Source organism: Pantoea sp. AN62 (assembly GCF_050432985.1).
GTDB lineage: Bacteria > Pseudomonadota > Gammaproteobacteria > Enterobacterales > Enterobacteriaceae > Pantoea > Pantoea brenneri.
Genome location: NZ_JBNPYB010000005.1, coordinates 1 through 22,922 on the forward strand (window position 1 = coordinate 1; position 22,922 = coordinate 22,922).

Here is a 22,922-nt window from a genome sequence, read left to right on the forward strand (position 1 = left end):
ACGAAAGCAGGTATACCTGAAAGCGTGCGTATTGCCTGAAAACACAACCCGCTACGGGGGAGACTTACCCGAAATCTGATTTATTCAACAAAGCCATCACAAACTGGGATATTTTTCTAGAAAGCCTTTTCCCGAAATTTACAACCTTTATAGGTCAGGATGGATTGATTACTGGCAGGAGCCACGGTATTGCCGAAATATATAAAATACATGGTTGCTGCACTGAGCCTAACTCATTGATTTTAACATCAAGTGACTATGATAAATATAGAAAGAAAAACCCTTACCTATCATCTAAGTTACTAACTATGTTTATAGAGAGGCCTGTTATTTTCTTAGGCTACTCTTTAACAGATGAACATATAGCTGAAATCCTGGAAGATATAGTGAGTTGTTTTCCTGATGCCAGTTTGGATTTTTTACAGAATAAATTATTGTTTGTTGAATGGAAACCTGAACTTGGAGAGGCTGACATTAGTGACTCTGTTATTCATAAAAAAATACCAGTAAAATATGTTCAGGCACCATCTTATAAAGAAATATTTGAGGTTCTGAGTGAAACTAAAAAAAGAATTCCAGCTCATTTATTCCGAATGATAAAAGATGAACTTTATGAGTTAGTCTTAACTGATGATCCGAAAGGAAAATTATATGTGAGAGATTCAGAGAAAATTGAAGAAGGGGTCAGTACAACGGAGTTTGTTGTTGGGTATGGTGCCATTTCGATGGTGAAAAGATCAGAATCGATGGCAGCAAAAGGATTAGTTGGTTTGGAACGAGCGGATCTAATTCGAGAAGTTGTTTTTGAAAATGGGTATTATGATTGGGAGCGTGTTGTTAATTCCGTGCTACCAAACATATGTAAAGGTAATGCACGTATTCCAGTTTTTCATTTTTTAAAAAAGGCTGAAATGATAGATTCTGATGGATGTATCAGAGATGACACAACTCTTTCAGGCGGCGTTTTGTCAAGATTCGACATTGCTCCTGAGAATTTTCAGTCCCAAGGGTGGGATAAACGACGTTCTGACAGCATTCCTGAAGTCAGAGTGGGAGTCAATGAATTATACCTCGCTTACGACTTCAATTTCTTTTTAAGAATGATGCCCTATATGGAACCGGGTTTAATCAAGCGTGACATGGATGAACTACTTAAAATACTGAAAAAACATATTGATGAAGCAATGAGCATCCAGACTCTATCAAGTAATTTTTGTAGGCTGGTCTGTCTGTATGATTTTATAAAGAATAGCAATAGATTTTAAAGATTAAGGTTTCACTGAATAAGTGAAACCTTCGACTTCTTGATTATGATAGATTTTTACTTTAAAAGTATTTTTTACTTAATGATGACAATAATGTCTCCAAATCACTATGGTTTATTTTTTTCTTAATGCTATCGACTTTTAATTTTACCTTCATAAAAGAAGTTAGTGCATTTGCTGAGGGAATGTTTATTTTAATCTTTCCAACTATATCTTTATTCAGATTGGCCATTGTAACTCCACGAGACTCTTTCTTTAAAAAATTCTTAATCGCCTCGCTAGATAAATATTCGTTCAAATAAAAAGAAAGTATTTCATTGGGCGTATTTAATCTAATAAAAAGGCTGCCTGTGCCACAGAACCATCCATCCTCTTTATCATTAATCAGTGCGCAACGCCCCATTTCCCCTCTTCGGCCCATTATAATGTCACCTTTTTTTAAATGATGTTCTTTTAGTTTGTCATATTTATGACGTTCTACGCACAGTTTAAAATTGGGAATAATAATGCCATTCTTAATATTTGTGGGGTTAATTAGTGGTATCCCATTTTCAATATAATCTTCCTTATGAAGCTGAGTTCCAAATGGTCCCGTTTGGATAAGTGCTATGTCTTTTAACTCTTTCTGTTCCCAACCATTTAATAAAAAACTTTGACTGTTAAATGTTTTTTGAAACATAGTATGTAAAAAATCATCAGCTAGTTTGATTGCTTGTTCACGTTTTTGGCGTATACCAGCTGCTTTATCAAGGATAGCAACTATACGTCTCTGATTATTTAAGGATGGTAGAGGTATAAGCAATTCTTTAAATCTTTCAAGATTTAAATTCGATATGTTAGTCGTTTTTTGTCCACAATTTCTTATTTTTACTTGAGTGTGTTCAAGTGTCAGCCAATAGTATAAATATTTTGGAATGACTTTTTCTTTTTTTGCTCTAATTATTGATATAAAACCACCAGCAGTAGAGTTTGCCGGTAATTTTTCAATAAAACTAATTTTCCCAACAAGATCCCAACTATTCGCACTGGAAATAAGCATATCTTCAGAGCGTAAATATTGCTCATCCCGCTTGATAAAACTATCGGGAATGGCAATTAAATTCGAAATATCTAACCCGCTTCTTTGTACGTTTTTTGTCCTCATGACAATGGTTGAGCCTTCACTCAATGGCTCAACCTGATCATTTGGCTTAAACGTTATTCCTCGAATGATCGATACAACATCTCCTAACTTTACCATCGGCCAACTCACAGCATCCCCTCCAGCTCATCCAGATCCGCCAGAATCTCTTTTTCCAGATCTTTTAACCGCTTCAGTATCACATTCGGATCTTCATACTCCTCCGCCTGATACACCACTTCTTTATAACGATTGATAGAGAGGTCGTATTTCTGCGCCGCAATATCCGCTTTCGGTACTACAAACGCCGACTGAGTGCGGTCTTTAAAATCAACGCCAGCATCAATCCCTTCCGGTTGCTGCTGCTGCTGTTTCAGCAACGAGGCGAACTTCTCGCCCATAAAGTTATCAACCGGCAGCCCACGCAATGTACGGTAATGCTTCCAGCTTGCCAGTAGATGCGGCAGATCGTTGTCTTTTATCGGGTTACGCTTATCATCCAGACTGTAACCGTCATTCCGCAGGTCGTAGAACCAGACCTCATCCGTCTGGCCGCCTTTGGTGAAGATCAGGATCGCCGTCGCCACGCCAGCGTAAGGTTTAAACACGCCGGAAGGCAGGTTGATCACCGCTTCCAGTTGGTTATCTTCCACTAGCGTCTGACGCAGTGACTGGTGCGCTTTACTGGAGCCAAATAGTACGCCCTGCGGCACGATAGTGGCGCTGCGTCCACCCACTTTCAGCATTTGTAGAATACGCGCCAGGAACAGCAGCTCAGTTTTTTTGGTTTTCACCATTGCCGACAGCGTGGCGTCGATATCTTCCTCGTCCAGTGAACCGGTAAACGGCGGGTTTGCCAGGATCAGGTTGAAGGCGTTTTTACTGGCCTGCGGGAAGTTGGTACTGAAACTCTGGCTCATTGTGTCCTGATAATGAATATCCGGCTCTTCTACGCCGTGCATAATCAGGTTCATGGCGGCGATACGCAGCATAGTGGTATCAAAGTCGTAACCGTGGAACATGTTGTTATCCACATGGTCACGCCACGGCGTCAGCAGATCGCCTGTAAAGATTTTTTGCTCTTCCAATTCGCCGCGTTCATTGGGGCCAATTTCGGTATGAATGGACTCCAGAGAACTGTACTTCTCCAGCAAATATTCATAGCTGGTCGCCAGAAAACCACCGGTACCACAGGCCGGATCGCAGATCGTTTCGCCGCGCGCCGGGTTTGGCTCCATCATTTCAACCATTGTGCGGATAATGTGGCGTGGCGTGCGGAACTGACCGTTGATCCCGGCGGTGGTCAGCTTGCTTAACAGGTATTCGTAGAGATCGCCTTTGGTGTCGCCACGATCCAGCGGCAGGTTTTTGATCACCTCCACGGCTTTGGTCAGCAGTGACGGTTTAACAATCTCCAGGCGAGCATCTTTCATAAAGTTGCCCAGCAGTGTCACTTTCGTACCTTCAGCTTGCCCAAGCTGACGGAAATGCTGGAATACGCCGTCGCGCACTACTTCCATCATTTCGTCCGAGCCAAGGTTGCTGTAGTGGCTGAAACGGAACTCCTGCTGTTCTGGCGTAAAACGCGGTTTAAAATCAATACCCGCGATTTGTTTACGCTTCTCGTCCCGTTGTTCCTGGGTATCCAGCATCCGGGAGTACATCAGGTAAGTGATTTGTTCGATTACGGTCAGCGGGTTAGTGATGCCGCCTACCCAGAAATCTTCCCATAGTCCGTCGATTTTACTTTTTAAGTCACCGGTAATCATTGTTAGCGTTTATATCCTGTTTTAAATACAAAAGCCCCGCTGCCGGGGCTTGTCATGCGTGTATTATACCGTCGCTGCGTCGGTCACAACACCCAGCTCTTCGACTATCTTTTGCAAGCGGGCGATCTGCTCTATATCAGGGAACACGCCGGTAACGCCTTCGTTGTGGATATGCGTAAAAGGCTGTTCAAAGAGCTGCCGCATTTCAATGGTGCCGTAATCGCGAATGTGGTTTTTCAGCAATGACAGGAAGCGCAGTTGTTGGCTGGTCAGGCTGTTGTCAGCGGCAAACTGGGCAAAGCGCACTTCCACCGCGTCGCTGTCCATCCCGATGATGGTACGCAAAAGTTTATCCAGGCTAGCAGTTGCCTGCGGATAGAACTCTTTCAGCGCCCGAATATCAACGTTGGGGTTCTGGATCAGCACTAGCTTCGCCAGCTCATCCAGCTCGCTTTGCGTCACCGGCTCGCCGTTGCGGATTTTCTTCAGCACCTGATTTTGCTGGAATAGCGGCTCCAGCGCTCCCTGAACCTGCTGGCGATAGAGTATGAAATCAATCGAGCGGATATTGGTTTTACGGGTTTCCGTCTGGATCAGGTTTGCATCTTCGGTAATATCCACCTGTATTGAGCCAAATTTCGGCGTCGCATCTTTCTCCATCAGGTGCATGATGCCGCGCAGGTGAATGCGGATATCTTCCAGTTCTTCCAGACTGGCCTGCTTCCACCAGCCTAAATCACGAAGCTGATTAATTCGCTGCCCCTGCTGTTGCACCTGCGCCAGATGCGGCGGCAGAAGCTCCACTTTCTCGATGATGACCGGCCAGAGTGCATCCAGCTCTTCCGGGTTGGTATAACGGGCAGTTTGCGCCGCCAGAATATCCATATCAAAGCGTATGGCATCGCTTTGCCCGCGCACGTCCAGCCACTGCATCAGCGGGGCCAGAACAGATAGTAGATCCTGCTGTGTTTTCGGAGAAAGCTGGCGCAGCACCTTTTCATCACTGTACTGCGCTTTTTGCTGCCATTTTTCCTGTACGGCAATCGACTTTTCATCCAGTGCGTTGATTTGCTCGCGAAGCTGGTGAGCAACTAAATTCACCGCCTGTTTGTCGAATTTACGTTGTGCAGCGGCCCCTAGCATAACCCACGCTTCGAAGCGTTTTTGCGCCAGCGATTTTGTCGCTGTGACTTCGGCCTCTTCAGTATGCAGCTCATGATACTCAAAATTGCCCCAGTGATCGAAGATGCGGAATTTCTGTTTATCCAGCGGTTTGCCATTTTCATCGTTGCCGTATAGCCCCGAACAGAGGCGTGTACCACGGCCAATCATCTGCCAGAACTTCACTTTTGATTTGACCGGTTTGGCAAAGACCAGATTCACAATTTCCGGGACATCGATACCGGTATCGAGCATGTCAACAGAGATAGCGATGGTCAGCTCTTTGTTAGTACTTTCATCCAGCCCTTTAAAATCGTCAATCAGTTGCTCAGCACGGGGGTCGTAGTTGTCGATGACCTGACAGAAGCGTCCGGCAAACTGCGGGTACATGTCGTCGAACAATTCATTCAACAGCAGCGCGTGTTTGTGGTTACGGGCGAAAATGATGGTTTTACCTGGCAGCTGGCCGTCCCGATCTTTCCGGCCATTTTCCATCAGGTTACGCAGGATATAGCGGTTGGTGTCTTTGTTGTAGATCGCATCATCCAGCGCCTTGCCATCAAATTCCAGCGTATTGGGATCGATACCCTGTTCTTCCAGCTCACGGATTTGTGCGTCGCTTAATTTCTCCCGTTTGATGCCTTCGCGCAGGAATTCAGTGGTGTGCGTGACAACCTCATAGGGAACCAGATTGTTATCGGCGATGGCATCTTCCAGGCTGTAGTTGGCGGTAGGGATACGTCCTTCACAACCAAACAGGCCGAAAGTGGTTTTACTCACCATGTCGATCGGCGTGGCCGTCAGGCCAATCTGGAGGGCATCAAAATACTTAAATAGATCGCCGTAGACGTTGTAGATAGAGCGGTGGGATTCATCGGCGATGATCAGATCGAAATAACCAACATCAAAATGGTCCATGATTTTCATCATACCGGGATAGGTGGCGATGTAGATTCTGGCATTCTGCCTGTCTGCTTTCTTCGATTTCCCGACCACATACAGTGGCTCATTGGTGAATTGATTAAAGGCATTTGCCGCCTGTTTACGTAGCTCTTTGCGGTCACAAAGAAACAGGACGCGTTTTACCCAGCGGGCATCAATCATCAGTTTGCTTAGCGCAATTGCCACGCGGGTTTTGCCTGTACCAGTCGCCTGAACAATTAACGATTGTCGGTACTTATTGGTAAACCGCTCACTGACACGTGCAATGGTTTCAAGCTGATATAAACGTCCGGCAACGGCCTTACCTTCGTTGTCTTTTACGTGCGGCATACTGTTCAGTGGCAGACGGGTTTCACGCTGCTGAATAAGATATTGCAGGCTTTCCTTGCTGTAGAAGCCAAATACCCGACGCGGAGGATAACCATGAGTTTTATGGTCGTCCCACAGCCAGATATCGTAGCCGTTGGTGTAGAAGATGACCGGGCGCTGACCATATTCTTTTTCCAGCCAGTCTGCATACAACCGGGCCTGAATTCGTCCTTGTTCGGCATTGACGCTGGTTTTTTTGGCTTCCACCACCGCCAGCGGTTTGTGCGACTCATCCCACAAGACATAGTCCGCATAACCGTCACCGGTCGCAGTAGGCTGCTCTTTAACTGGATGTTCCTGTGTAACCTGATCGGTATTGTTAAGCTCTTCCCCTACATTCCAGTCAGCAGCAAGCAGGCGGGAGTCAATCAGGCGGCGGCGGGTTTCCGCTTCATCAATAGAGAGGATATCAGCAACATGCTGGTTACGCGCCCTGGCTTCATTCAGCCGCTGAGTGAGGTGTTCAGCCTTTTCCTGCTCTTGCTGTAGTGCGCGTTGTAACGCCAGTTCGCGCTCACGGCTTTCATCCTGAGCCCTGATTGCATCTTCCAGACGTTTTTCATCTGCACGACCTGAAGATTGCGTTAATGGAGGAAGAGAAAATTTGGGGCAGTTATCAACATTACCGTGGGCATAACGAACATACAGCCAAACTCCCAGTAAATACGCTTCCTTTAACAGCCAGTAAGTATCTTTAGCTTTGATACGTCCGCCGTGCGCGGCGCGGTTACCGTGTATACGCAGTGCATCCATTTTCATGATGATGGCTTCCGGCATCATGCTGGTAAACACATCGGCGTTCATTAAATCGTACAGATTCGCTTTGATGCCTTCGGGCAGCCGTTCCTGACGGTATAACCAACGCACCATCAATTCGGTGTAGTTGCGCAGCTTGACCAGACAGCTTTCCGGATCGGAGTGAACATAGCGTTCCGCCATACACGCGAGTTCTGCCAGTTCCGGCCACTGGCTGCGCAACATTTCAAAATTGAGAGACTGCTCCATCAATCATCGCCTTATGTCGTGGATATAACAGCATTTCTGGAAAGAATATCACACTAATTTGGCAGGCAAAGTGAGCTTGTACATCTTCAGAGCACTGAAGAATGAACACGTGGTGCGGGGCAGGTCAGTGTAACTACACAATCTCAAATTTGATTGTGGACGTATATCAATCTGGTAGATATGGTATTGCAGCAGCCATAAAGGAGATGCGTAATGGATACTGTCGAAGAGCTGAGAGGGGCGTATTTTTACAAAGGAATGTTCAATCTCACTGCTGGGGAACTTTTTTTCTTCGTGATTCTGGATGAGGCTCAGAAACAGCTTGGTGTGGAAGATGTAGCCACTTTAGCACTGATAATTTTAGGCCAACCGACTCAAACCACGCGTGCAAAACCAGCCGGAACAACCAAGGGAACTTCAATTTTGAGTGCAAACCTTCGTGTTTGGTTAAAGATTAGAGTACACCGCTGGCCAACACTCACTACCGAAAGCATAAAAAGATTGAGATTCAGTTACGTCAATAACCTGGGTGCTTTCGCTGGGCGCTGGATACCTATATTGGGTATAGTATTTATCATGAATGACGTGGCTCAAATCGCATGGAAAACGACCCACAGCTATAACCTGATTGCAAAGGGAGGTGACAAGTTATGGTAAAAGACACAATGGAAAGCGCTGTGTTGGAATGGTATGACAGGAATTATAATTCCAAACCTCTTTTTTCAAAAAATAAGCCTGAGCTAACGCTTGAGACCAGTCTATCGACAGGTAAGTTTCCCTGGGCCAGAGAAACTGGTGACGAAATAATGAATGACTATTTCGAGCGATTTAACGTTGATAACAGTGAATTTGATTTCCTTGCATACTGGCCTTATGAAAAAGGATTTCTGCCTAATTTCGTAAGGCCTAAATCCCAAAAGCTTCCTGACGTTGAACCGAAGCCCTTGACGATTTATATGCTCGTTGAATCAGCGAAAGCCGGACGGTGGCTTTTCAGCTAACCCATGCAAGCGCTGCTATCTCGTCCAGAAAGAGTTAGCGCAGTTAGGTTCTCACTCATCGGTCGGGAAATCTGCTAGTTGGCTACTCTTCAATCCTGGAGACCATCTGCCATTAGAAAATTGATTAAAATAAATCGGGGCACAAAAGGGGGCATTCTGAGTTGTTTATTATTATATTTTCATATAAAAAATAGGGTTGAAGCATTGTTTGAATTTGGTCTTCATGTCATCAGATGATTATATTATTATTCAATCGGTTAGGTGCAAGCCCCTATCTCTTTTGCATGTAAGAAATGACCTCAATTCTCACCAGAAATTGCCGCTGTAGTTAGTAGTGGTAGATCAAGGAATACTATTTCATAGCGCCGTTTAGTCCAAGCTTCAAACACGTAAAGTTTTCAACTTGAAAGCTATGACGCAGCCCACGTCTCTAAATCATCCCAAAACAGTTTGATCGCATGCATTTAAGCCCGATGTGCGGCGCAGCTATGCTCCTAAATAGGTTCATGGTGGTAATAAACGGGGAGCAGGTCAGCGGATATAGCGACCGGCGGCCTGATTAATCTCCCATTTTTTCACGTCGAAACCCTCCTTGCAGCCCAGCTGCCTTATTGCCTGACTGGAAACAAACGTTATCGTTGAAGTCAACGTTATACCACTTTGATGCAAGGTTAATGCGTTGGTATTCTTTTCCCTGACCGAAATGGCTTAGCGATATCATTTACGCAAGGAACATTATTAACAACTGAAAGCAGAATTATAAAGAGTTTCACCTACCTTCAGCACTGAATTATCAGGAACCATCAGGGTCTGTAGCACGGTGGCGAAATGGAAAGTCAGGCTGTAAACGAAATATTACTAACTGATGATTATGTCGAATATCAGAGGAAGATCATTGTCTTTTTATGAGCAGGCATTATGATAAATCACCCTCATCTTTAGAGTGATCAACGTAGAAGGAGCCAGATATGGCATTAAAAGGAAAATTTACTGTTAATGATGCAGATTACTCACCTTTACTAATATATGGGATAGGGACGTTTATGGCGTACTCAGGGAACAGGGAATATCGCAATCGTGCAGGATGCATTGCACTTCCTGACAATGGGCCAATACCTGATGGTTTATATCACATCGTTAAACGCCCAACCGGCGGCTGGAAAGGTATAATCGCAACTGACTTACACGATTTCTACTCATGGCCTACTTCAACGCCAGTTATCAAGTATGAATGGTTTGCTTTGTATCGTGATGATGGAAAGATAGATGACCATACGTGGGTTAATAACGTAGAGCGGGGGAATTTCAGACTTCATCCTCGCGGGCCTCTTGGTGTGTCTTTAGGCTGCATAACTTTGCAACACAGAACTGATTTCATAGCTATTCGACAAGCATTGCTCTCTACATCGCAAGTGAAATTAAGTAATGGGCTAATCTCGTCTGGAACAATTGAGGTGGTTTTAAATGGAAGCAAAACGTGTCCCAACGGGATTTAGAATCCTTATCGCAGTGTCCTTGTTCGTAATGACTTTTCTTGTGGTAAGGCCGTCAGATCCATCGACAGAAGGACAACAGCAGTTTTGGATAGGGTTAGCAAGGCTATTTAATCAACGCGATATCGAGGGTTTTGTGGGGATTGCACTATTAGTGATTTGTACAATGGTGACTCTCATAGGTTATCAAATTATAGTAAGAGTCATTGAGAAGAAACTTAACGCTAATAAATGAGTTTTTAAGGGAGGAATTAATGATAGATATGATGCGTCGATAGTATGCCGTGGGAAAACCTTAAAGGCTGGAATTAAAATGATACATTCCAGTCTGGAACAACGTCAGTTGTCATTCTGATGTATCTTTTTCTGGTTTCTGTTCAGGTCTTATCACTAATGGCCTTATAGCTGCGTTCGCTTAACGTATGGACTGCCTGAAAAATCGGCTATAACCCTGGCAGTAAACTCCATACGGAGATGTAAGCATGAGCATCAGAAGTGACCTGCTCCCCGTTGATTAGTACACCCCGATGTTAGTAATCCCTTCATAAGCCATATGAGGACAACCCTATGAAGAAGCGTTTTCCGACCAACAGATCATCAATATTCTCCGCGAGGCTGAAGCCGGGGTTTCTGCCCGGGAACTCTGCCGCAAGCACGCTATTTCAAACGCCACCTTCTACACCTGGCGCAAGAAGTCTGGCGGCATTGAAGTCCCTAAGGTGACGCGGCTTAAGTCGCTTGAAGAGGAGAACGCCCGACTCACGAAGCTGCTTGTCGAAACCATGCTTGATAAGGAGGCGCTTCAGGTAGCTCTCGGGCGAAAGTACTGACGACAGACCCGAAGGGGGACGTTGTGGTGTTGATGTGTGATGCGATCGGTCTATCGCAACGTCGTGCCTGCAGACTTACCGGTTTGTCTCTGTCGACCTGCCGTTATACTGCTCAGCGTCCATCTGTTGATGCTCATTTGTCAGGGCGTATTACTGAGCTGGCGCTTGAACGCCGTCGCTTTGGCTATCGGCGCATCTGGCAGTTACTGCGTTGGGAGTGCTTTCACGTCAATCACAAGCAGGTATATCGCCTTTTCTACGTTAACGGACGAAGCGTAAAACGCAGGCGACCGAACGGTTTCCGCTGCTCCGCCCGGATGCGCCCAATCTGACCTGGTCGATGGATTTTGTCATGGACGCACTGGCCACCGGTCGTAGGATCAAGTGCCTGACCTACGTGGATGATTTCACAAAGGAGTGTCTGACAATTACCGTGCCTTCGGGATTTCAGGCGCGCAGGTCACGCGTATTCTGGACAGCATTGCGCTGTTTCGTGGATATCCTGAGACGATAAGAACCGACCAGGGACCGCAATTTACCCGCCGCGCACTTGATCAATGGGCCTTTGAACATGGCGTGGAGCTGCGGCTTATCCAGCCGGGCAAGCCGACCCAAAACGGAATTATTGAGAGTTTTAACGGACGCGTTCGCGATGAATGCCTGAAGGAGCACTGGTTCAGCGATATTGTTCACGCCATGAAAACGATTAATAACTGGCGGCAGTATTATAACGAGTGCCGTCCACATTCGTCACTGAATTACCAGACGCCAACTGAATTTGCAGCGGGCTGGAGAAATAGGAAATTATAAGTTAATCAAACCGACATTACTAACTAATCGTTGTATCTAAGACTGGGGGCAGGTCACTATAATAAAATTTAGTAGCGTTACGTGCAGCCAGTACAGGTAAGAAATCCTCGCATAAAAAGTGCTGTCACTTATTTTATTGTGCACCTTGCTGGTGCGCCTTTTATTATTTATGCCAGGTAAACCTTACACATTATATTCAAATGATTTTATAAAGAGCTTATTTAAGGCTGTTTTTAGCTGGACTTTTCTTCTCTTTCCTGATGATATATACAGGTATCTAGCGCGGTGCGGATGTGCGCCAACACACCCGCACCGCTAATCACAATCACTATTTTAGGGAATAGTAATCATGACTGACGCCCATTCTATTGCACAACCGTCTGAATCAGAAGTCTCGCCAGCAAATAACCGTCAATTAACTGTTAGCTATGCAAGCCGCTATCCGGATTACAGCCGGATACCCGCCATCACCATGAAAGGACAATGGCTGGAAGCTGCTGGCTTTGCTACTGGCACAGCAGTAGACGTAAAGGTAATGCAAGGCTGTATTGTGATCACCGCCCGGCAGGAGAGCGAATTGATGCAGTCTCTGCGCCAGGTATGCAAGTTGTCGGCGCGGAAACAAAAGCAGGTGCAGGAGTTTATTCAGGTCATTGCCGGTAAACAGAAAATCGTCTGAATGAGTAACCGCTCCCGACATTGCATCGGGAGCGGTTAAATATCAGGACGCGATCACTTCCACCAATACATCAGTTGCCCGGCTTTATTCACTGTTGACCACATTTCCCTCCTTGCAGGACAGCGCCATATTGCCTGACCGGAAAGAAACGCTATCGTTGAAGTCAACGTTATACCACTTTGATGCAAATTTAATGCGCCAATAGCCCATTCCCTGATCAAAACGAATCTTTAATGTCTGACCAGATTTATCATCGGGATTAATGGGGTACATTTAATCTGTGAGGCTTATGGCACAGGATACCCTGAAATAGTTATCCAGCTTTAAATCGAAATGCTGAATCCCTTATTACACTCAGGCCTTAAACACCTGCGTCTGATGCCACTCAATAAACTGATCAGCAGGCCATAGTCCTTTATCTTTAGGCAGATGAAGTGTTTGCCCCTCAAGTGACCAGAAAAGCTGCTCCACCATCGGACTACGGTTGATTCCACCTGATATCTGAATCCTGAGATCTTCATCAATGCCGATGGCACCTTTGTCGAATGCAGAGTGGTGTACAGAGCAGAGCGCCAGCCCGTTATTAACTTCACAAGGTCCGCCATATTGCTTCCAGCGTATATGCGCAGCCTCCAGCCCAACCAAAGCTCCGTCCAGTCTTAAATCATACCCACAGATAGCACATTGCGAATGGTAAGCCCGTAAAATCATGTCACGAAAGCGAGGGTCGCGTGCTCTCATCAGCGTAATTAAATCGAAGCCCAGCAGTTCGGCCAGCTTTATCTGCAGGCTTTCCGGAAATCGCTCGGTCAGAATCTGCTGTGCCAGTTTATCGATTAGGGCTGGATTTTTTTGCAGAGTCTGGAAGCTGTCTTCATCAAACCCACCGGCAACCTGATTCTCGATTAATTCTCGTTTTGTCGGCTGGATGTTCCCTTTACGTGGTTTGCAACTCTCGCTGTTTTCCAGCGTCCAGAATCCATCAGTCCTTAAGCGCCAGAAAGGCATATTCGGGTAGTAATCCCGTCTTTTAGGGCCAAACTCGATCAGTAATCGGGTTAACGGTTCGTGAATCTCATTGCCGTAATCAAATAGCCGGGAATAGCCTTTCCTGTATTGAGATAAGACGTAGAGGAGCAAAAGAGGCTTGTGCGGGGCGCATTGGTCACCTTTGCGCCATACAGCAACATCGGAAATAGCGGCTTGCAGCGTTTTACCTGAGGTCATAATCGAGGGTAAGCAGTGAAAAATTATTGCGATCATGCTCTTAAAAACGAGGAGATTCAATGGGCGCACGTCAGTCACTCAGCGTGCTGCATATGTTCTCAACCGCGGCAGATTTACCAGTCATTCAGGTGCTAACCTGCTCCTCACAGAACCAGCTTTAAAAAACCCATTCCTCTCAGCATTTGAAACAGGTTCCAGATCTGACCATTGCGGGTTGCTTGCATCAGTAAAGGCAGGAGAATAACGGCATGAATCACGCCCGGACCCGGAGCTCATTATGAACAGTACCGTCTATGACGCTTTCCGCTGCCTGGAGCTGCTCGCTTCAGCGAGCCGGCCGCAGGGCATTCGTGAAATGGGACGTGAACTGTCGCTCGACTCGGCCAAAATAACGCGCCTGATGAAAACGCTGCTGGCGCTGGATATGGTGCATCGCGATGCGCGGCGCAAATACAGCCTCGGCATCGGTATCCATCGTCTCTCGGCCTACGCTATCCACAACTCAGCGTTTTATAACGCGGTAATCGGCATTCTGGAAGAGAGCGGCGACCCGGCTATTTCTATTGTTATCGGCGTCCTGAGCGGCACCAATGTGGTCTACATCATCCATACACGCGGAGGAGAAAGTATTGCCCGTGCTATCGGGAATTATCAATCCTATCCGGTGCATGACTCGGTGATTGGCATCAAATTATTATCAGCGATGAGTGATGAGGAAATTATCAGTCAAATCGGTATTCATGATTATCGGCTGCTGAAAAATGATATTGAACAGGCACGCCGCCATCAGGTGTTCGCTAAAGCCTATGGTCAGCATGATTACCGACTGGCATGTAATATTCCCGGCATGCCAGCGGCCATCGCCTTATCCAATATTAACAGTGAAAAGATGGACGTTGGGATGTTAAGTTTGTACCTGATATCTGCCGCGAAAAAAATCAGTGGTGAACCACTGACTATGTTAAATCAATAATTTACAGCGCTTCGCCGTTTCGGCAACCGACTGCCCGGGCCTGTACAACGACGAACCTATCCCGACGCTGTCATAGTGAACCAGATAGTCAGCCGCATTATCGACCGTTATCCCGCCGACCGCTGAAAACCGTACCGGCTGAGAAAGCGGGCCTTTGATCAGTTGCGGATAATTAACCGGCAATGCGCAGGCCGGAAATATTTTCATCACCTCCACGCCCAGTCCGGCAGCAAGGAAAATTTCACTGGCGCTAAACACTCCGGCATACACCGTTAATCCCTGCTTTTTCGCTTCGGCTATCAGCTGCGGATCAAGATTGGGTGTGAGAATAAACCGGGCTCCGGCGGCCAGACTTTCATCGACCTGGCGGCGATTAACCACCGTTCCTGCGCCAATGTTCAGGTGAGGACCGAAGTGCTTAACCGCTGCCTGAATACTGGATTGCCAGTCAGGCGAGTTAGTGGTGATTTCTATCTGGCTGATGTCATTATCCAGCAGGCAGCGGATATGGTGATTAACCTCTTCCGGACGAATGCCGCGTAATATAGCGATAACCTGTGAGTTAATAGCCATGGCGGAACACCTCATTCAGTCCGGCTATCAGGGCGGTTTCCGCAGGCAGAAATTCTGCCTGCTGATTTAGCGCCTCACAGGCCAGCCGGTAATGCGCTAACAGGCTTTCACTGCCGATAAAACAGATCGTCTCCGGGTCAGTCGCCCCGGATAAAAGTTCATGGCCAATCAGTAACCCGGATAGCCATGCCGCTGCCGCCTCTGCCGCGAGGGCCTTAAGGATATAACGCCCCCGACAGCGGAAAAGCTCGCTAATCAAATCGGTTTGCTGATGCTGAATTCTCTGCGCCGTTTCAATACCGCTTAGAAAGGCTTGATGTGACCAGCATTGTTCAGGCAACCCCTTGCCCAGCACCGAGTGGTTAAGCAATAGCGCATACAGCTCACCGGTCATCAGCGTCTGTAATCGGGTCACCTGCTGCTGCTGACGATCGACTCGGAGCCACTTACTGTGGGTGCCGACAGCGGCAAAGTTCTGCGCAGCAGAGAGCATCAACCCGCCGGCCAGTTGCATCTCTTCTCCACGGCATATTTCATTCACCCGTCGGTCACAGATACCCGGGCGCAGACTCACCGGGTTTGGGATGATCCCCGGCAGCGGCTGGCCTTTACCGAAAAGCGCGCTGAAGCTAAGCGGTAAACTGAGATATCCCGCGTCAGCGAGGCCGATATTGCTGCCAATCATGCCGCACAATATAACTGGCAGCTGTTCATCATAAGCCTCGCCGAGCCGTAACAGTTGCTGCTGCAATATTAACGGCAAAGCATCGCGCTGGCATTTACCGACCCCGCAGTCCGCCTCGACCGTTTTGATCATCCTGCCATCTCGTACGCTCAGCGCCCGAAAATTACTGGTGCCCCAGTCGACCGCGATATAGTTCATGCCTGCCTCTCCAGTACCGCCAGCGGCAGCGCATCGGTCAGCTCCTTCAGCTCCAGACGGGTAATCTCATCCAGACTTTTTGCCGGTTCGCGGACGTAATCACTGCTAAAAATCCCTGCCCGGTGCAGCACGGTTTTATGAATAGCCACGCCGATACCGGGCTGGACACCGTAGCGAAGAAAGGGCAGGTAACGGTAAAAATGGCTCTGGGCTGCTTTTCGATCCTGATGCCAGTAGTGAAGAATGGTATTAATCACGTCCGGGAATTCGCAGGCCGGCATCGTGCCGGTTATCCCCCGGCAGAGTTCTTCAAACAGAAAGCCGGCATTCAGGCCGCCAAACAGGCCGACCCGATCGCCTAATGCCTGTTTCAGTGCGCTGATTTTTAGCGTCGTCGGTGGCTGCTCAACTTTGATGTACTTGATGGTCGGGAAATCTTCGCAAACACGAACCAGCGTCGTTACCGGCATGGTCACACCGGTCATCAGCGGTGCATCCTGAATCATGATATCGATGCTGCAGGCCTGACTGATATCCCGCCAGAAGCGGTAGAGTTCTTCCGGGCCGGGTTTAACCACGGCGGGGGGATTAACCATAGCGATATCGGCACCCCAACGCTGTACCCGGTTGATCTCATCAATTGCGACGGCTGAAGAGGCACCGCCCGCCGCCGCCACCAGCGGCAAATCGCCGACCTGTTTTTTGACGCAGTAAAAAAGCGCCTGCTTCTCATCCTGCGTCAGGGCATAACCTTCAGAGGCATTGCCAAACAGCGCCAGCCCATCAACGCCCTGCTGCAACAGAAAGTGGACCAGGCGTTCAACCGAGGCAAGATCCAGCTCGCCTTGTTCAGTAAACGCGGTGGCCAGAATAGGCACGTTACCTTTTAACATGTTGCCTCCGTCAGATGTTTACGTAGACCCTCTTCATCGATTTCAATCCCCAGTCCGGCTCCCCGTGGCAACTGATATGCGCCTTGTTCACATACCAGCGGCTGTTTAAGCAACTGATTAGCGACGTTGAAAACCGGAGGCTGGTACTCAAGCATGAACAGGTTAGGTATTGCGGCAGCGGCATGGATTGAGGCGGCGATGCACGGCCCCTGGCCCACGCTCAGATGAGGGGCTACACGCAGGTTCCAGGTTTCCGCCAGCGCGGCGATATGCATCAGTTCACTGATACCGGTACGGCCAACATCAGGTTGCAGGATGTCTGCGGCGCGTTGCTCAATCAGCGGCTTAAACTGGTAGCGGGTGCGTTCCGTTTCACCCAGCGCAATGGCTATCGGGCTTTTGGCGCGCAGTTCACGATGACCGGCAACATCTTCTGGCAGCAGCGGCGCTTCAAGGAAGCCAACACCAAGCGCGTGCAGGCGCTGTGCGAGTTCACTCGCTTCGGTAACGCTGTAATTCCAGTGGGCATCAACGAACAGTTGTGCTTCCGGGCCGAGCGCTTCACGGATAACTTTTACATTGTGGATGTCTTCGCTGACGCCATAACCCAATGCCAGTTTAAAGGCGCTGAACCCCTTTTCCTGCCAGCGTCTGGCCAGCACAGCGCGGGATTCCAGATCCGGTTCCGGCAAGCCGGAGACATAGCAAGGAATGGTCTCGCGGTAGGCTCCCCCGAGCAGCTGATACACCGGCAAATTGAGGATCTGGCCTTTAAGATCCCACAGAGCGATATCTACGGCGGCCAGCGCATCAATATGGTAGCCCGTGATATGGCCGCGATCGCGCATCGCATCGTACATGCGTGAATTCAGCACGGCGCTATCGAACGGCGATCGACCGATAATTAACGGCCTGAACAGCTGGTTGATCAGTTCAGCAATCACCTGCGGCACCACCGGTGCCAGCGCCTCGCCCCAGCCGACGTGGCCGTCGCGGGTGGTAATCTTTACCAGGCAGGTTTCCATCTTGCGGGAATAGACGCAGCGGTATTCAGGGCGATAATAATAATCCGCTTCATCGCCAGTGGCGTTGCCGCCCAGATAGATCTGGTCAGCGGCAATTTTCAGCGGAAAGCATTCAACCTGACTGATTTGCATATTAACTCCGGTTCAGATTAATCAAGGATTTTGCCGGCGGTCTCTTTGGCGAACCACACCGCAATAAAAGAGACGAGGGCAGTGATCATTACGTACCAGGCGGGAGAGAGCGGATCGCCGGTCCAGGCAATCAGGCTGGCTGAGGCCAGAGGCGTTACGCCGCCAAATACCGCTACCGTCAGGTTGTAGGCGACGGCAATGCCGCCGTAGCGAATGGCGGTGGGAAACAGCTCCACCATCGCTGCGCCACAGCCGCCGTTAAACATGGCGACAAATACGCCCAGCAGGCTCATGGCCGCTATCGACGTCATCACCGAACCTTGCGTCATCAGCAACATGGCGGGATAGGTCAGCAGAATGAAGCCGCCACATCCCATCAGCATTAACGGACGGCGGCCCCAGCGATCGGAAAGATAGCCGGTAAGCGGCATACAGACAGCGACACTGAGCAAGCCCAGCGTGGTGATGAGATAAGAGTCGGTCCGGCTGTAATGCAGATGGGTGGAGAGGTAGCCCGGCATAAAGGATTGCAGCACCCAGCTGCTGACCGCTTTAACCACCACAAAGCCGACGCAGAAAAGCAGGGCGCGGCCAGATGAGCTGAGCGTTTTGCGCAGCGGCGATTTCTCGATCTTTCCGCTGGCCTGCAGCTTATGAAACGCAGCCGAGTCTTCCATATTGCGGCGCATATACAGCCCACCCAGGCCGAGCGGGGCGGCAAGCAGAAAGGGAATGCGCCATCCCCAGTCGTTCATTGCGGCGTCGCCTAACGTATGGGTCAGCAGCAGTACCAGCCCCGAGCCACAAACGAAGGCCATAAAGCTGAAGTTTTCGCTCCAGCAGGTGAGCGTAGCCCGCCGGTTCGGTGCGGCGCTTTCGGCCAGATAAGTAATAACCCCGGAACTTTCACCGCCCGCCGCAAAGCCCTGCACCAGTCGGGTTATTACCAGCAGGATGGGGGCGATAATGCCTGCCTGGTGCCAGGTCGGCAAAATCCCCATCACAAAGGTTGAGAGTGAGGTAATCACAATCACCGTGACCAGCACTTTGCGTCGGCCCAGACGATCGCCCATTGAGCCAAAGAACAGCCCGCCCAATGGACGCATAAGAAAGCCGGAACCGAACACGGCGAAAGACTTTAACAGCGCGGTCGCCGGATCGGCGCTGACAAAAAAGTTGCTGGCGATAATGGCCGCCAGGGTGCCGTACAAGCCAAAGTCAAACCACTCGATAAAGTGACCTATCCCGGCAGACATCATAATTTTGGCGGTGCGTCTGGGCGAACGTTTAACTGTCGTCGGCGCGACCTCAATACCGTACTGGCGGGCTGAATGATCCATACGCTCTCCTGAAGGTAATAACGATGACCACATCGGGTGGCTGTTGGAATGAGCGTATGAGCTTTAGTCGCAGCATGTCGGAACGGGCGAGGATTGCGTGAGGTGGAGCAAAGATTGAATCGTTTTTTTGCTTCACATAGTGAAGCAACCAGCGGCGCGCCGGTTAAATGCAGCCATCTGCCCGGCACCAGTCCTGTTAACTAACCTTCTGATTAAACGGTTAATGAAAAAAACGGCCAGCGCAGCAGAGCGTACTGCTCTCCGCCACGCTGGCCGTTGCGATTTACCGTCAGCGGCACTTATCAGCTACCTAACATCACGCCATCTTCAGCCGCTGCAGCCGTTTCTCGCGGCGGATTTTGCGCTCTTCCATCACTGCAACCATCGCCACAATATTTTCCCTGGTAGTTACCTTGTGCATTAACATCTTTAAGTGTACTTGTGGCCGGTGTAGTAGTCTGTTGAAAAATCGCACCTCGTTATTTCTTCTGTTCTTATAATAATTAGTAAAAATGGATTGCTGGAAGATGTTAATAAATTAATTAATTAAATGATGATGCAGGCAGTAATAATCATGATGAGTTGAAAATGGTAACTAATAGCAGTGATTCAAAATGAATTCATCTCTGCACAGATAGTGATTCTCCTTACGCATTAGGTTATTGATATCATTTCTTATTGATTGTACTTTCATTTTCATATAATAATTTCTGTTGTCAGGTGATTGTAAGAATGACACAGGCTGTATTGTCAGAGGGTAATTTAAAACGTGATGCACAGGGATAATAAAATGAGTGCAGGGAGCAAAGAAGGAACGCTGCGGCGTATGACATTAGGCGAGATTACTATGGCGCGCCGGGTTTATGGCAACAGCATAACGTATAATCGGGTGTGGATTCACTGTGATAGCTACCTGCCTTTCGGATTACAGAAGTCAAATTACGCTATGACGCCAAACGGTGAGTTATGGTATCGAAAAATAATGTACAAGGATGATTTTTCTTCAACATCAGTGCTGATAGAAGACAAATATGTTTTTATCCATGAATTAGGCCACGTCTGGCAGCACCAGCATGGTCAATGGGTCAGGTTTAGAGGAGCATTTAGCTGGGCGGCCGGGTACACATACAAACTGGATAAGGTTAAGCTAACGGATTACGCTCTTGAGCAGCAGGCTTCAATCCTGGCAGACTACTGGCTTTTACTGGTTTATGGTCTGGAAAAATGGTCGTATTATCAGAGACCCGGCCGTATAGGAAAATACAGAGGAACGGATAATCTTAGGGAGATCCCTTCACTTTATCAGCGCGTGATCAGTGGAGAAATAAGGTAAGCACTATGAAAAAATATCTCTTGCTGATGACAACGTTTTTTATAACTGGCTGTCCTGGCCCGGGTGACCGTATGGTGTCGCGTGAGTCGACAACGGTTGTTACTCATGGCGATCAGGTTTGTATCGTATCAACGTTGCACCCGGACGAGAAAATTACTGCAGTTCAGGTTAATAACGAAACAAATTACCTCCTGCATAAAACCTTTGATGATAACCCGGTCTATGTTCTTGAAAATAAATGCCTGCCGCTTTTTGGCATCCGTGTCATTCCGGGTCATCGGTATTCCTTCGCCTACGATATAACTTCGAAAAGGCAGGGATCTTATTTACTGACATCAGAGTTTTCTGTCAGGCTTGACGATGCAGGGCTGCTTAAGGTCTTCTGACGCGACTAAGCTCCCGGCTTTAAAATGCTCCAGCGCTTGTCATTCCTGAGCCGGGAAGCAGTTTAAAAGCCAAATAATCAGGGGCACGTTATCTGGCATCACCACGATAAATAATTATATGTCGACAGAGGATGCAGAATGCTACCGGCAGTAAAAATGCTGATAACCACCAATCCGTCCACATAACCTTAAAAAAACGGCCAGCGCAGCAGAGCGCACTGCTCTCCGCCACGCTGGCCGTTGCGATTTACCGTCAGCGGCACCTATCAGCTACCTAACATCACGCCATCTTCAGCCGCTGCAGCCGTTTCTCGCGGCGGATTTTGCGCTCTTCCATCACTGCCACCATCGCCATCAGAGTGATACAGGCGATAGCGGCGGCATCCAGCGCGGCAAAGGTGCCGGCCCAGCCGGTCAGGCCGAATATCGGCGTGCCGTCGGCGATCATGCCCAGGCCGAGTTTGGCGAAGCTGTCGCCAATCAGATAGGCGAAGGTACCTTTGATGCCATCCGCTGCGCCGATGGCTTTTTTCGGCACAAAGCCGACCGCGGCGACGCCGATTAACAGCTGCGGACCAAATACCAGAAAACCGAGCGCGAACAGCGAAGCCAGATAAATATACTGGTTGCTGGCATGCTGATAGATCCCCAGCGTGGCGATAATCAGCGCCAGCGCCACACAGGCCACCAGCCCGCGACGACCGTTGGCCAGATCGGATAACCAGCCCCACAGCAGCGTGCCGACCAGCGCGCCGACTTCAAACAGGGTAAAGCCCTGAATCGCCACCTCTTTAGAGAGTTTCAGCTCCTGAAACGCGTAAACGGTTGACCACTGATCGATGCCGATGCGCACCACATACAGGAAGATATTGGCGAAGCACAGCAGCCAGATCACTTTGTTTTTCAGCACGTACTCAACGAAGATCTGCCATTTGGTCATCGACTCATCTTCGGCTTCTTTATCTTCTTCGCTCAGCTCTTCACCAAACAGCTCTTCGGCTTTGCCCAGCCCATACGACTCCGGCGAATCACTGCCGAAACGCAGACCGATAAAGCCAACAATCAGCGCAATAATCGACGGGAAGATAAACATCCCAATCACGTGGCCGTCGAACAGATAATTGGCACCAAACAGCGCCACGCCTGCCGCACCGGCACCGCCGAGGTTATGCGAAATATTCCACATCCCCAGATAGGTGCCACGCTTGCGGCGCGGGGTCCATTTAGTGATGGTCGAGTAGCTACAGGAGCCGCCGGTACTCTGGAAGAAACCGCTCAAGGCATAAAACGCAATCATCAGGAACAGACTGACCGATCCGGTGCCCATGCTGGCGCTGAAGCCGAGCATACAGATGGCCGACAGGATCAGCATAAACGGCAGGAACTGCTTGGTGTTTTTGCCGTCGGCGTAATAGGAGACCAGCGTTTTACCGACGCCGTAGGTGATCGAGAAGCCGAGACCAATCATCCCCAGCTGCGTCATGCTTAGCCCGTAGGTGGTGATCATATCGTTCTGCGCAATGTTGAAGTTCTTGCGGATCAGATACATGGTCAGGTAGCCGATAAACACCACCAGATAGGACTGCATAAAGGGTCTGAACCACAGCTTGCGCCGCTCGTCGAGCGGCAGGTCCAGGGTCGGTTTGCGCACCTGATTAAGAAAGGCCAGCATGGATGGGGGTTCTCCTGGTTGGAAAAGCTGCAACGGGCAGC

At 48.7% G+C, this 22,922-nt stretch carries 19 protein-coding genes and 1 pseudogene; 9 read left to right on the forward strand and 11 right to left on the reverse strand.

The genetic code is table 11. The features are described 5' to 3' along the window. Nucleotides 1-110: 110 nt before the first annotated feature. Nucleotides 111-1,265, forward strand: a complete 1,155-nt coding sequence (locus FHW04_RS07145; RefSeq protein ID WP_256387700.1) for an SIR2 family NAD-dependent protein deacylase — start codon at nt 111-113, stop codon at nt 1,263-1,265. A 61-nt stretch (nt 1,266-1,326) separates the two neighbouring features. On the opposite strand, the gene FHW04_RS07150 is transcribed toward FHW04_RS07145, so the two are convergent. From FHW04_RS07150 to FHW04_RS07160, 3 genes are all read right to left on the reverse strand, one after another. Further along, nucleotides 1,327-2,517 (reverse strand): restriction endonuclease subunit S, encoded by a 1,191-nt coding sequence (locus tag FHW04_RS07150; protein WP_179420079.1) that lies wholly within the window; start codon nt 2,515-2,517, stop codon nt 1,327-1,329. Further along, entirely contained in the window at nt 2,514-4,154 is a 1,641-nt protein-coding gene (locus FHW04_RS07155; protein WP_089561332.1) for a type I restriction-modification system subunit M, read from the reverse strand. The genes FHW04_RS07150 and FHW04_RS07155 overlap by 4 nt, the downstream gene beginning before the upstream one ends. Nucleotides 4,155-4,217: 63 nt before the next feature. Further along, nucleotides 4,218-7,631, reverse strand: a complete 3,414-nt coding sequence (locus FHW04_RS07160) for a DEAD/DEAH box helicase family protein (protein ID WP_089561333.1) — start codon at nt 7,629-7,631, stop codon at nt 4,218-4,220. 213 nt (nt 7,632-7,844) lie between these two features. Here FHW04_RS07160 and FHW04_RS07165 point away from each other — a divergent pair, with 213 nt between their 5' ends. Next, the gene (locus FHW04_RS07165) at nt 7,845-8,288 is read left to right on the forward strand and encodes an STM2901 family protein (protein WP_089561334.1); all 444 of its coding nucleotides are present in this window, start codon (nt 7,845-7,847) and stop codon (nt 8,286-8,288) included. Further along, nucleotides 8,282-8,632 carry a DUF1493 family protein gene (locus tag FHW04_RS07170; RefSeq protein ID WP_089561335.1) on the forward strand — a complete coding sequence of 117 codons (351 nt, stop codon included), beginning with the start codon at nt 8,282-8,284 and terminating at the stop codon, nt 8,630-8,632. Before FHW04_RS07165 ends, FHW04_RS07170 begins: the two co-directional genes overlap by 7 nt. 531 nt (nt 8,633-9,163) lie before the next feature. On the opposite strand, the gene FHW04_RS07175 is transcribed toward FHW04_RS07170, so the two are convergent. After that, entirely contained in the window at nt 9,164-9,301 is a 138-nt protein-coding gene (locus FHW04_RS07175) for a phage polarity suppression protein (RefSeq protein ID WP_371600598.1), read from the reverse strand. 299 nt (nt 9,302-9,600) lie between these two features. Here FHW04_RS07175 and FHW04_RS07180 point away from each other — a divergent pair, with 299 nt between their 5' ends. From FHW04_RS07180 to symE, 3 genes and pseudogenes are all read left to right on the forward strand, one after another. Further along, a complete protein-coding gene (locus tag FHW04_RS07180; protein WP_089561336.1) occupies nt 9,601-10,128 on the forward strand; it encodes a DUF2778 domain-containing protein in 528 nt (175 codons plus the stop codon). A 590-nt stretch (nt 10,129-10,718) separates the two neighbouring features. Next, nucleotides 10,719-11,765: pseudogene (locus FHW04_RS07185) on the forward strand (IS3 family transposase). 349 nt (nt 11,766-12,114) lie between these two features. Beyond that, the gene (gene symE / locus FHW04_RS07190; RefSeq protein ID WP_089561337.1) at nt 12,115-12,444 is read left to right on the forward strand and encodes an endoribonuclease SymE; all 330 of its coding nucleotides are present in this window, start codon (nt 12,115-12,117) and stop codon (nt 12,442-12,444) included. A 354-nt stretch (nt 12,445-12,798) separates the two neighbouring features. Here the strand turns inward: symE and FHW04_RS07195 are convergent, their stop codons facing one another. Further along, nucleotides 12,799-13,671 (reverse strand): phosphorothioated DNA-binding restriction endonuclease, encoded by an 873-nt coding sequence (locus FHW04_RS07195; protein ID WP_089561408.1) that lies wholly within the window; start codon nt 13,669-13,671, stop codon nt 12,799-12,801. Between the two features lie 277 nt (nt 13,672-13,948). Between FHW04_RS07195 and FHW04_RS07200 the strand changes: the two genes are divergently transcribed. Continuing rightward, nucleotides 13,949-14,644 (forward strand): helix-turn-helix domain-containing protein, encoded by a 696-nt coding sequence (locus FHW04_RS07200; RefSeq protein WP_089561339.1) that lies wholly within the window; start codon nt 13,949-13,951, stop codon nt 14,642-14,644. On the opposite strand, the gene FHW04_RS07205 is transcribed toward FHW04_RS07200, so the two are convergent. Genes FHW04_RS07205 through FHW04_RS07225 form a run of 5 tightly spaced genes read right to left on the reverse strand, consistent with a single transcriptional unit; the run spans nt 14,633 to nt 19,409 of the window. Further along, nucleotides 14,633-15,217 (reverse strand): 2-dehydro-3-deoxyphosphogluconate aldolase, encoded by a 585-nt coding sequence (locus FHW04_RS07205; protein WP_089561340.1) that lies wholly within the window; start codon nt 15,215-15,217, stop codon nt 14,633-14,635. The two genes, FHW04_RS07200 and FHW04_RS07205, sit on opposite strands and share 12 nt — an antisense overlap. Beyond that, nucleotides 15,207-16,100 carry a 2-dehydro-3-deoxygalactonokinase gene (locus tag FHW04_RS07210; RefSeq protein WP_089561341.1) on the reverse strand — a complete coding sequence of 298 codons (894 nt, stop codon included), beginning with the start codon at nt 16,098-16,100 and terminating at the stop codon, nt 15,207-15,209. The genes FHW04_RS07205 and FHW04_RS07210 overlap by 11 nt, the downstream gene beginning before the upstream one ends. Beyond that, nucleotides 16,097-16,993, reverse strand: a complete 897-nt coding sequence (locus FHW04_RS07215) for a dihydrodipicolinate synthase family protein (RefSeq protein WP_089561342.1) — start codon at nt 16,991-16,993, stop codon at nt 16,097-16,099. Before FHW04_RS07215 ends, FHW04_RS07210 begins: the two co-directional genes overlap by 4 nt. After that, the gene (locus FHW04_RS07220; protein ID WP_089561343.1) at nt 16,987-18,150 is read right to left on the reverse strand and encodes a mandelate racemase/muconate lactonizing enzyme family protein; all 1,164 of its coding nucleotides are present in this window, start codon (nt 18,148-18,150) and stop codon (nt 16,987-16,989) included. The genes FHW04_RS07215 and FHW04_RS07220 overlap by 7 nt, the downstream gene beginning before the upstream one ends. 17 nt (nt 18,151-18,167) lie before the next feature. After that, nucleotides 18,168-19,409 (reverse strand): MFS transporter, encoded by a 1,242-nt coding sequence (locus FHW04_RS07225; protein ID WP_046289215.1) that lies wholly within the window; start codon nt 19,407-19,409, stop codon nt 18,168-18,170. An 871-nt stretch (nt 19,410-20,280) separates the two neighbouring features. Between FHW04_RS07225 and FHW04_RS07230 the strand changes: the two genes are divergently transcribed. Together FHW04_RS07230 and FHW04_RS07235 are read left to right on the forward strand one after the other, a co-directional pair. Next, entirely contained in the window at nt 20,281-20,823 is a 543-nt protein-coding gene (locus FHW04_RS07230; RefSeq protein ID WP_159223074.1) for a type IV secretion protein Rhs, read from the forward strand. Nucleotides 20,824-20,828: 5 nt separating this feature from the next. Beyond that, nucleotides 20,829-21,209: a putative T6SS immunity periplasmic lipoprotein gene (locus FHW04_RS07235; RefSeq protein ID WP_089561344.1), complete on the forward strand. Its 381-nt coding sequence runs from the start codon at nt 20,829-20,831 to the stop codon at nt 21,207-21,209. Between the two features lie 280 nt (nt 21,210-21,489). On the opposite strand, the gene uhpT is transcribed toward FHW04_RS07235, so the two are convergent. Then, the gene (gene uhpT, locus FHW04_RS07240) at nt 21,490-22,881 is read right to left on the reverse strand and encodes a hexose-6-phosphate:phosphate antiporter (protein ID WP_069728479.1); all 1,392 of its coding nucleotides are present in this window, start codon (nt 22,879-22,881) and stop codon (nt 21,490-21,492) included. Between the last annotated feature and the right edge of the window lie 41 nt (nt 22,882-22,922).